Raw genomic sequence first — 8,350 nt, 5'->3', positions numbered from 1 at the left:
CCGCCGACGAACGCCTACGCGAGGTAGTCAACAGGGCCAACGTTGCCTGACGCGGCACTAGGTGGTCGACGTGGAGATCTCCTCGGCCAGCCACCCGTTCTGAACGGGTCGGCAGCGCCTGCTGGACAGCGCCGGTCGAGTGGAGAAGCTTCGTCCCAAGTACGCCCGGAAGAAGCGCCCGGAGGGCGACGCGACGGCCGGCTAGCGTGAGCAGCCGCCCCCGCGCTTCCCGGTGTGTCGTGGCCGGGTTTGCCGCGCCGGTCGCCGGGTAGCCGGTAGGCGCTGGTAGTCGCGACCGTAGCGGCAGTGGCCGGCGAGGAGGCGTGATGGCTGGCATCGGTGCCCGCGTCTGGGCGGTGGCCGGGGGGCGGATCCCGCCGGTTAGCAACGGCGACGAGCCGGAGTTCACCAGCTTCGACCAGCTCTGCCTGCTCAACGCCGGCGACGTCGATGCCGAGGTCGAGCTGACCGTGTACTACGACGATCAGGAGCCGGCGGGGCCGTACCGCTGGGTGGTGTGGGCGCGCCGGATCCGGCACGCCCGGCTCAACGACCTCGTCGACCCGGAGCCGATCCGGCTGGGCCGACCGTTCGGCTGCGTACTGACCTCGTCGGAGCCGGTGGTGGTGCAGTTCCAGCGGCAGGACACCCGGCTGCCGGGGGTGGTGGCGTTGACCGACGCGACCCCGTACGCCGGGTGAGGGCCGGCGTATCCGTGGCTGCCTGTTCATCAACACCTTCGGCGAACTGGGCGGGACCACGCCGCACGTCGCCGGTTTCGTCCGGGCGCAGAAGGTCGAGTTCCAGCAGCGGGTGGCGGCACTGGTCGCCGAAGCCGGCCGAGTCGAACCGCCAGTAGCCGACGGTGGTGTGGCGCAGCACCGCGACCGGCGGCCGGGGAGCGGCCGGCGGCACCGGTGCGAACCGGTTGGAACCGGGCCGCGAAGTCGACCTCGACGCTGAACCGGTCGACCGGGCCGGTCAGCTCGACCGTCTCGGCCTGCAGCGGCGTGCGCATGGCCGGATCCCGGGTCTCGGAGTGTTCCGGCTGGTGGGTACGCAGGGGATCGTCAGTCACCCGAGCAACGTCGCGCCCGGTAGTGAGCGCCGGGCGTCAGTGGCTGAACGACGTCTGCGACCAACGGAAGATCAACTCGGTGGGGCAGGCGGCCGGTCCACCTGGGCGGCGGTGCCGGGTGCCGGGTGCCGCGCCGATGCCGGCGAGCGTGTTGTTGTCCCCCACGGCGGCAACGTGCTCAGCCGCCCGGGTACGCCACTGTCGCTCCGGCAGTCGCCGGTGTTCCAGGAAGAACAGCGACAGGTGACCCCCGGCGGCAGGTGCAGCCGGCCATCGACCACTTCGACGCCGACGAACTGGTCGAGCTCGCCGTGGTCTGCGCGGTCGCGTCGATGCTTCAGCGGTTCGCCGCGCTGACCGGCCCGGCCGTCGAACCGCAGGTACGCGAGTTCCTCGCCCGGGCCGATCTGTCGGCCGATCCACTGGTGCTGCGCTACCCGGTGTCGGACGGCCCGGTGTCGGACGGCCCGGTGTCGGACGGCCCGGTGTCCGCCGGCGGGCGGTAGCCACTCACCGCGACACCGCCAGTTCGCCGAACCAGCGGCCGGCGTCGCGGAAAACCTCCCGGACGGTCAGCCCACCGGCGGCCCCAGCGGCCCGTACCGCGTCGGTGTCCAGCCGTGCCCACCGGAACGCCGGCCCCAGCCGGGGCCGGCCTCCGGCGGCGGTGCTGACCACGTGCGCGTACCCGCGCCACAGCCCGACCCCGGGCGGATCCAGCTCCACCAGCAGGGTGCCCAGCGGATGCAGCAACGACCGGCACCGGCGCAGCAGCGCCACCGGGTCGCCGCCGATGCCGATGTTGCCGTCCAGCAGTACGGCGTGCCGCCACCGGCCTTCGGCGGGCAGCCGGTCGAACAGGTCACGGTGGATCGCCACCCCGCCCCGGGCCCGGGTCAGCGCCACCGCTCGGGCCGACACGTCCACCCCGACGGCGGTCACCCCGGCCCGGGTCAGCGCCACCGTGACCCGGCCCGGCCCGCAGCCCAGGTCCAGGGTCGGGCCACAGCACCGGGCCACCACCGCATCGGTCGTCGGTTCCACCGGCCCGTGCCAGCGCTCCACCGGCAGCCGCCAGCGGACCCCGTCACCCTGCACCAGCCAGTGTCCGCCGGCCGCCGGAGCCAGCAGCGCGGCGGCGAAACCGTGGTCCGCCGCGTACCGGCCGGGCACGCTGGCGGTCACCGTCGCGCCCCGACGGCAGGCACCGGTATCCGGGCCAGGGCCGGCACGCCCACCGCCGCCACCTGGCCGGCGAACCGGCTGCCGGGGACCGCGTCGGCCACCGCCAGCGCGTCGCGCCACTCGTCGACGTCGCGCAGCACCGGCAGTGGCGCGACCCGCAGCCCTCGCGCGCGCAGCGCCGACCAGGTGTCGCGCCCGGTGTGCGAGGTCGACATCGGCACCCGCCGCAGCACCTCGGCATGCCGGGGATCGGTCAGACCCAGCGCCCACCAGCCGCCGTCGGCCGCCCAACCGAGCACCGCGCCGGTGCCGGCCCGCACCCCACCCGCCTCGGTCGGTGCCCCACCGGCGCCGGTCAGCGTCTCGACGGCGGCGGTCAGCGCCGCGCCGGTCAGCTGCGGAGTGTCCATCCCGATCTGCAGCACCGGCCGACCCAGGTACGCCGCCGCCACGTCGGCGTGCGCGTTGGCCAGCCGGTCGGCGAACCCGTCCCCGCGCTGCGGCAGTACCCGCCAGCCGGCAGTCGCCACGACCAGCTCCTCAGCGGCACCCGGGTACGCGTCGGCGTCGGTCAGCCGGCCGGCCAGCGCCAGCACCGGCGTCACCGCGCCGGCCGCGCGGACCGCGTCCATCGTGTCCAGCAGCGCGGCGGTGGCGATCCGGGCAGCCTGCCCGGGGGTGGCCGGCGGGCAGAGCCGGGTCTTCACCAGCCCGGCCACCGGTGTCTTCGCCATCACCAGCAGGACGGTCACCGGGTACCGTCCACGGTGCGCAACACCCGACCGAAGTCGCGGGTCGCCCGCAGCGTGCCGCGTACCGAGCCGGACACCTTCGAACGGGTGCCGGCCGCCCGGGGCGCGTACGTCACGTCCAGCTCGACGATGCGCCACCCGGCACCGGCGGCCCGGATCATCAGCTCCAACGGGTAGCCGAAGGCCCGGTCGGTGACCCCGAGCGAGAGCAGCGCCTCGCGGCGAGCCACCCGGATCGGGCTGAGGTCCCGCAGCGGTACGCCGCGCTGCCGTAGCAGCGCCGCGACCAGCGCCGTACCGGCCCGGGCGTGCCAGGGCCAGACCCGCGCCGACACCGGTCGGCGGCGTCCCACGGTCAGCTCGGCGTGCCCGTCGGCGACCGGACGCACCAGCGCCGGCAGCTCCGTCGGATCGAACGACCCGTCCGCGTCGAGTACGCAGACCAGCTCGGTCTCGGCGGCCAGCAGGCCGGTGTGCACGGCGGCCCCGTACCCGCGCCGCGGCTCGTGCACCACCCGCGCGCCGTGTGCGGCGGCCACCTGCTGGGACCCGTCCCGGGACCCGTTGTCCACCACCACCGCCCGGTAGCCGGGCGGCAGCGCGGCGAGTACGCCCGGCAGGGCGGCTGCCTCGTCGAGGCAGGGCAGCACCACGTCGATCGGTGTCGGCATACCGCCGACGCTAGGACGAACCGCCCCCGACCGGGTGGCGTTCCGCGCTTACGGAAGTCTTACGGGCGGCAATTCTTACCGGAGGGTTACGGGTCTGGCCGTTGCCCGGCCCGGATGCCGGCGCAGGCCGTACCGTCCGTTGGTCATGACACCAGAATCCGCCACCCGGCGGTCCGGCCGTGCGGACCTGACCGTGCTCGGGGTCGAGTTGGCGCTGATCGCCGCCGCCGTCGTCGTCGGTGTGGTGCTCAACCGGCGTGGCGTCGGACTCTACGCCGAGACCGCACCGCTGTACGCGTTCTGGCGTCCGCACGTCGGTTGGGGCACGCCGCTCGCCGTCGCGGTCGCCGTCGTGGTCGTCGGTTGGGGGGTACGGTGGGCGCGCACCGCCGGCTGGGCGCGGCTGCTCAGCGTCGGGTACCTCGCCGCGGTGGCCTGGATTCTGTCGCTGGCCCTGATCGACGGCTGGACCGTCGGGGTCACCGAACGCCTCACCAACCAGGCCGAGTACCTGCACGAGGTGCACCGAATCACCAGCATCCCGGTGATGCTGGCCGGGTTCAGTGACCGGATCATCGACTTCCAGCCCGGCTCCTGGTCCACGCACACCGCCGGCCACCCGCCGGGGGCGCTGCTGGTCTTCGTCTGGCTGGACCGGATCGGCCTCGGCGGTGGCACCGCGGCCGGCCTGGCCTGCATCCTGATCGGCGCGACGATGGTGGTCAGCGTGCCGGCGACGCTGCGTCGGCTCGGCGCCGAGGACGCCGCCCGCACCGTCCTGCCGTTCCTGGTGCTGCTGCCCGGCGCGGTGTGGATCGGCTCGTCCGGCGACGGGGTGTTCACCGGGGTGGTCGCCGCCGGGCTGGCCCTGCTGGCCGCCCGCCACCCGGCGGCGCTGCTCACCGGCGGCCTGCTGCTCGGCTTCGCGCTTTACCTGTCGTACGGGTTCGTGCTGGTCGGGCCGTTGGCGTTGGCGGTGCTGGTGACGCGGCCCGGCCGGTTCCTGCCGGCGCTGCTGATCGCCGGCACCGGGGTGGTGGCCGTCGTGGCCGCGTTCACCGCCGCCGGTTTCTGGTGGTGGGAGGGCTATCAACTGGTCGTCGAGCGGTACTACCAGGGCTGGGCGGCCGAGCGTCCGTACAGCTACTGGGTGTGGGCCAACCTGGCGGCGATGCTGCTCTCCGCCGGCCTGGTCGTCGGGCCGGCGCTGCGGCGCACGATCGGGGCGGCCCAGCAGGCGGTACGCCGGGCCGCCCCGACGATACCGGCGGCCGGCGTGTCCCGCGGGCGGCGGCTGCTCGCCGGGTTGCGGGCCGCCGCGCGACCGATGGTGGTGCTGCCGCTGACAGCGGCCGCCGCGATCGTCGCGGCCGACCTGTCCGGGCTGAGCAAGGCCGAGGTGGAGCGGATATGGCTGCCGTTCGTGGTGTGGCTGCTGGTCGCCACGGCCCACCTGCCGGCCGGCGCACGCCGCTGGTGGCTGGCCGGGCAGGCGACGACCGCGCTGGCCGTCAACCACCTGCTGCTGACCTTCTCCTGACCGGATCCCCGGCCGGCGCCAGTAGCGCCGGCCGGGGATCCGGCTTCAGGCCGGCACCTGCAGGGCAGCCGGTTCACGCGGCAGCGCGGCCGACTCCCGCAGCGGGTCGGTGGCGAACGCGGTTACTCCGTCGGCGAAACCGACCTGGGCGGTGAAGCCGAGCAGTCGCGCCGCCCGACCCGGGTCGGCCACCACATGCCGTACGTCCGCCGGCCGGGCACCGCCGACGATCGCCGGCTCCGGCCCGCCCATCGCCGCCGCCAGCTGTCGGGCCAGCTCACCGACCGGGTGCGGTTCACCCGAGCAGACGTTCACCGGGACCATGCCGGCCGGCTGGTCGGCGACCATGGCCAGCAGGTTTGCCCAGGCCACGTCGGTGACGTGGACGAAGTCCCGCTGCTGCCGGCCGTCCTCGAGCACCTGCGGTGCCCGCCCGCCGGCCAACGCCGACCGGAACAGCGACGCCACTCCCGCGTACGGGGTGTCGCGTGGCATCCGGGGGCCGTAGACGTTGTGGTAGCGCAGCGCCCAGCCACCGCCGCCGGTCTGCCGCGCCCACGCCGCCGCCAGATGCTCCTGGGCGAGCTTGCTCGCCGCGTAGGTGCTGCGCGGCTCAAGCGGTGCGTCCTCCGGCACCCGTGTCCAGCGGAGTTCACCGGCGCACTGCGGGCAGCGGGGGTCGTACCGGCCGGCGGCCAGGTCGTCAGGGCGGCGTGGCGCCGGCCGGACGACGCCGTGCCCGGCACAGGTGTAGCGGCCTTCGCCGTACACCACCATCGAGCTGGCCAGTACCAGTCGGGTCACGCCGGCCCGGTGCATCGCGGCCAGCAGTACCGCGGTGCCGTAGTCGTTGTGCCCGGCGTAGGACGGCGCGTCCGACGGGTCGAGGCCGTGGCCGACCACCGCCGCCTGGTGACAGACCACGTCGACGCCGGGCAGCAGCCGGTCCAACAGTTCGCCGTCGCGAACGTCGCCGCGTACCAGGTCGTGCCGGCGGACCCAGTCGGGTGGCTCGTCGCCGTGTGCCTGCGGCAGCAGCGCGTCCAGCGCGACCACCTCGTGTCCCTCGTCGACCAGCAGGTCGGCGACGTGCGATCCGATGAACCCGGCCGCGCCGGTGAGCAGTATCCGCATCCGCTCACGGTATGGCCGGCCGGTAGGTCGCCGGTCCGGTTCCGGCCAGCCGTCAGAATTCCGTAATCGTCGAACCGGGCCCTGACCCGGTCGTGGCGAACTAGCGTCCCGGTACATGGCCGCCACCACCGATCCGGCACCGGACCCCGGCTCCGGCCCCGCCTCCGCCGGTCCCGCCTCCGCCGGCCCGTTCGACGTTGCCCACCGCTGGCGCAGCCCGCTGCGCGGCCCCTGGCTGACCTCGATCCTCGGCCTCGTTCTGCTGATCGGCCTGCCAGTCGTGATGATCACCGGGCTGCTCGACTACATCGCCTACGGGCCGCAGTTCGGTCAGGCGTTTCCGCGCGACGTCGGCTGGCTGCGGCTGCCGTACTTCGACTGGCCGACCCGCCCGTCCTGGCTGTTCCGGGTCAGCCAGGGCCTGCACGTGGCGTTGGGGATCGCGCTGATCCCGGTGATCCTGGCCAAACTGTGGTCGGTGATTCCGAAACTGTTCGCCTGGCCGCCGGTGCGGTCGGCGGCGCAGGCACTGGAGCGGATCTCCCTGCTGCTGCTGGTCGGCGGAATCCTGTTCCAGACCGTCACCGGTGTGCTCAACGTGCAGTACGCGTACCTGTTCGGGTTCGACTTCTACACCGCGCACTACTTCGGGGCGTGGGTGTTCACCGCCGCGTTCGTCGTCCACGTCGTACTCAAGCTGCCCCGGATGATCACCGCGTTGCGGTCCCGGCCGCTGCGTGCCGAACTGCGCACCTCGCGGGCCGACACCCGGCCCGAGCCGCCCGATCCGGACGGCCTGGTCGCCCCGCGGCCCGCCCCGGCGACGATCAGCCGCCGGGGAGCGCTCGCCCTGGTCGGCGGCGGGTCGCTGCTGCTGGCCGTGCTCACCGTCGGGCAGAGCCTGGACGGCCCGTGGCGGCGGCTGGCCCTGCTGCTGCCCCGTGGCCGACCGGCCGGTGACGGACCGAACGGCTTCCCGGTCAACCGCACCGCCGCGGCGGCCGGGATCCGGCCGGCCGACACCGGCGACGGCTGGCGCCTGGAGCTGCTCGGCGACGACGGCCGGGTGGTGAGCCTGAGCCGGGAACAGCTGCTCGGCATGCCGTCGCACACCGCCCGGCTGCCGATCGCGTGTGTGGAGGGCTGGTCGACCCTGCAGACCTGGACCGGGGTACGGCTGCGCGACCTGGCCGCCGAGGCCGGAGTGCCCGAGCCGGCGTCGGCCCGGGTCACCTCGATCCAGCGCGGCGGCCTGTTCAACAAGGCGACCCTGCAGGCCAACCAGGTGCTGGACCCCGACTCGCTGCTGGCGCTGCGGGTCAACGGCGTCGACCTCTCCCTCGACCACGGCTTTCCGGCCCGGATCATCGTGCCGGCGCTGCCCGGCGTGCACTGCACCAAATGGGTGGCGACCATCGAGTTCAGCGGCGACGGTGACGGCAATGGGTGACCGGAGCGGGCAGCTGGTGGCCGGGCGGCTCCGGGCCGGCTATGGGGCGCCGTGGTGGCACCTGCTGTTGCTGGTCGGATGCTTAGCGGTCGCCGGCTGGGTGGTGCTGCGGCTGGCCGGCGAGGCGACCGCCGTACGGATGCTGATCTGGTTCGTGGCCGCAGTGATCGTGCACGACCTGGTCATGTTCCCGGTCTACGCGGCCGCCGACCGGGCGCTGCTCACCGCGACCCGGTCCGCCGCCGCCACCCGGTCCGCGACCGCGGCCCAGGCGGATGTCGGGAACGGTAGCCGTCCGGCCCGGCTGTCCGTGGCGAACCACGTCCGGGTGCCGGCGCTCGGCGCGGCGCTGCTGTTCGTCGTCTACCTGCCCGGCATCCTGCGGCTCGGCGGCGGCACGTTCACCGCCGCGACCGGCCTGACCCAGCAGCCGTACCTGACTCGCTGGCTGCTGGCCAGCGTCGCGATGTTCGCCGTCAGCGGGCTGTGGCTCGCCGTCCGCCTGTACCGCGTCCAGTTGCGGGACCGCCGATGATCAAA

10 protein-coding genes and 2 pseudogenes are annotated in these 8,350 nt (G+C 74.3%); 7 read left to right on the top strand and 5 right to left on the bottom strand.

The window, feature by feature from the left end:
- Positions 1-61 precede the first annotated feature (61 nt).
- The 3 genes and pseudogenes from rpmE to ACFHW1_RS05910 form a co-directional block, all read left to right on the top strand.
- Positions 62-205, top strand: a pseudogene (rpmE, locus tag ACFHW1_RS05920) (50S ribosomal protein L31); the annotation flags it as partial.
- A gap of 121 nt (positions 206-326) precedes the next feature.
- On the top strand, positions 327-701 hold the full coding sequence (locus ACFHW1_RS05915; protein ID WP_416556933.1) for a sensory rhodopsin transducer: 375 nt from the start codon (positions 327-329) through the stop codon (positions 699-701).
- A 13-nt stretch (positions 702-714) separates the two neighbouring features.
- Positions 715-840: pseudogene (locus tag ACFHW1_RS05910) on the top strand (TetR/AcrR family transcriptional regulator); the annotation flags it as partial.
- A gap of 274 nt (positions 841-1,114) precedes the next feature.
- Here the strand turns inward: ACFHW1_RS05910 and ACFHW1_RS05905 are convergent.
- On the bottom strand, positions 1,115-1,243 hold the full coding sequence (locus ACFHW1_RS05905; protein ID WP_416556934.1) for a hypothetical protein: 129 nt from the start codon (positions 1,241-1,243) through the stop codon (positions 1,115-1,117).
- A gap of 95 nt (positions 1,244-1,338) precedes the next feature.
- Between ACFHW1_RS05905 and ACFHW1_RS05900 the strand changes: the two genes are divergently transcribed.
- A complete protein-coding gene (locus ACFHW1_RS05900; RefSeq protein ID WP_416567812.1) occupies positions 1,339-1,584 on the top strand; it encodes a hypothetical protein in 246 nt (81 codons plus the stop codon).
- Between the two features lie 4 nt (positions 1,585-1,588).
- Here the strand turns inward: ACFHW1_RS05900 and ACFHW1_RS05895 are convergent, their stop codons facing one another.
- The 3 genes from ACFHW1_RS05895 to ACFHW1_RS05885 are packed head-to-tail and all read right to left on the bottom strand — an operon-like array spanning position 1,589 to position 3,686.
- Positions 1,589-2,263 carry a class I SAM-dependent methyltransferase gene (locus tag ACFHW1_RS05895; protein WP_416615024.1) on the bottom strand — a complete coding sequence of 225 codons (675 nt, stop codon included), beginning with the start codon at positions 2,261-2,263 and terminating at the stop codon, positions 1,589-1,591.
- Positions 2,260-3,015, bottom strand: coding sequence for a TIGR04282 family arsenosugar biosynthesis glycosyltransferase (locus ACFHW1_RS05890; protein ID WP_416615023.1), 756 nt, complete (start codon positions 3,013-3,015; stop codon positions 2,260-2,262). The genes ACFHW1_RS05895 and ACFHW1_RS05890 overlap by 4 nt, the downstream gene beginning before the upstream one ends.
- On the bottom strand, positions 3,012-3,686 hold the full coding sequence (locus tag ACFHW1_RS05885; protein WP_416556938.1) for a glycosyltransferase family 2 protein: 675 nt from the start codon (positions 3,684-3,686) through the stop codon (positions 3,012-3,014). The genes ACFHW1_RS05890 and ACFHW1_RS05885 overlap by 4 nt, the downstream gene beginning before the upstream one ends.
- Positions 3,687-3,831: 145 nt before the next feature.
- On the opposite strand from ACFHW1_RS05885, the gene ACFHW1_RS05880 reads away from it, so the two are divergent.
- Positions 3,832-5,226 carry a hypothetical protein gene (locus ACFHW1_RS05880; protein WP_416556939.1) on the top strand — a complete coding sequence of 465 codons (1,395 nt, stop codon included), beginning with the start codon at positions 3,832-3,834 and terminating at the stop codon, positions 5,224-5,226.
- Between the two features lie 45 nt (positions 5,227-5,271).
- Here ACFHW1_RS05880 and ACFHW1_RS05875 read toward each other — a convergent pair whose 3' ends face one another.
- Positions 5,272-6,360 carry an NAD-dependent epimerase/dehydratase family protein gene (locus tag ACFHW1_RS05875; protein WP_416567808.1) on the bottom strand — a complete coding sequence of 363 codons (1,089 nt, stop codon included), beginning with the start codon at positions 6,358-6,360 and terminating at the stop codon, positions 5,272-5,274.
- A 115-nt stretch (positions 6,361-6,475) separates the two neighbouring features.
- Here ACFHW1_RS05875 and ACFHW1_RS05870 point away from each other — a divergent pair, with 115 nt between their 5' ends.
- Positions 6,476-7,810: a molybdopterin-dependent oxidoreductase gene (locus tag ACFHW1_RS05870; protein ID WP_416567807.1), complete on the top strand. Its 1,335-nt coding sequence runs from the start codon at positions 6,476-6,478 to the stop codon at positions 7,808-7,810.
- A complete protein-coding gene (locus tag ACFHW1_RS05865; RefSeq protein WP_416567806.1) occupies positions 7,803-8,345 on the top strand; it encodes a hypothetical protein in 543 nt (180 codons plus the stop codon). The genes ACFHW1_RS05870 and ACFHW1_RS05865 overlap by 8 nt, the downstream gene beginning before the upstream one ends.
- Positions 8,346-8,350: the final 5 nt, after the last annotated feature.

The organism is Micromonospora sp. LOL_014 (assembly GCF_048060245.1).
Taxonomy (GTDB): Bacteria; Actinomycetota; Actinomycetes; order Mycobacteriales; family Micromonosporaceae; genus Micromonospora_E.
This window is presented reverse-complemented; position numbering and strand designations above follow the sequence as displayed.

What these genes read in the sequence shown, in the direction of transcription:
- ACFHW1_RS05875 (WP_416567808.1), bottom strand. Translation starts at nt 6,360, where the DNA reads ATGCGGATACTGCTCACCGGCGCGGCCGGGTTCATCGGATCGCACGTC.
- ACFHW1_RS05865 (WP_416567806.1), top strand. Translation starts at nt 7,803, where the DNA reads ATGGGTGACCGGAGCGGGCAGCTGGTGGCCGGGCGGCTCCGGGCCGGC.
- ACFHW1_RS05915 (WP_416556933.1), top strand. Translation starts at nt 327, where the DNA reads ATGGCTGGCATCGGTGCCCGCGTCTGGGCGGTGGCCGGGGGGCGGATC.
- ACFHW1_RS05870 (WP_416567807.1), top strand. Translation starts at nt 6,476, where the DNA reads ATGGCCGCCACCACCGATCCGGCACCGGACCCCGGCTCCGGCCCCGCC.
- ACFHW1_RS05880 (WP_416556939.1), top strand. Translation starts at nt 3,832, where the DNA reads ATGACACCAGAATCCGCCACCCGGCGGTCCGGCCGTGCGGACCTGACC.
- ACFHW1_RS05885 (WP_416556938.1), bottom strand. Translation starts at nt 3,686, where the DNA reads ATGCCGACACCGATCGACGTGGTGCTGCCCTGCCTCGACGAGGCAGCC.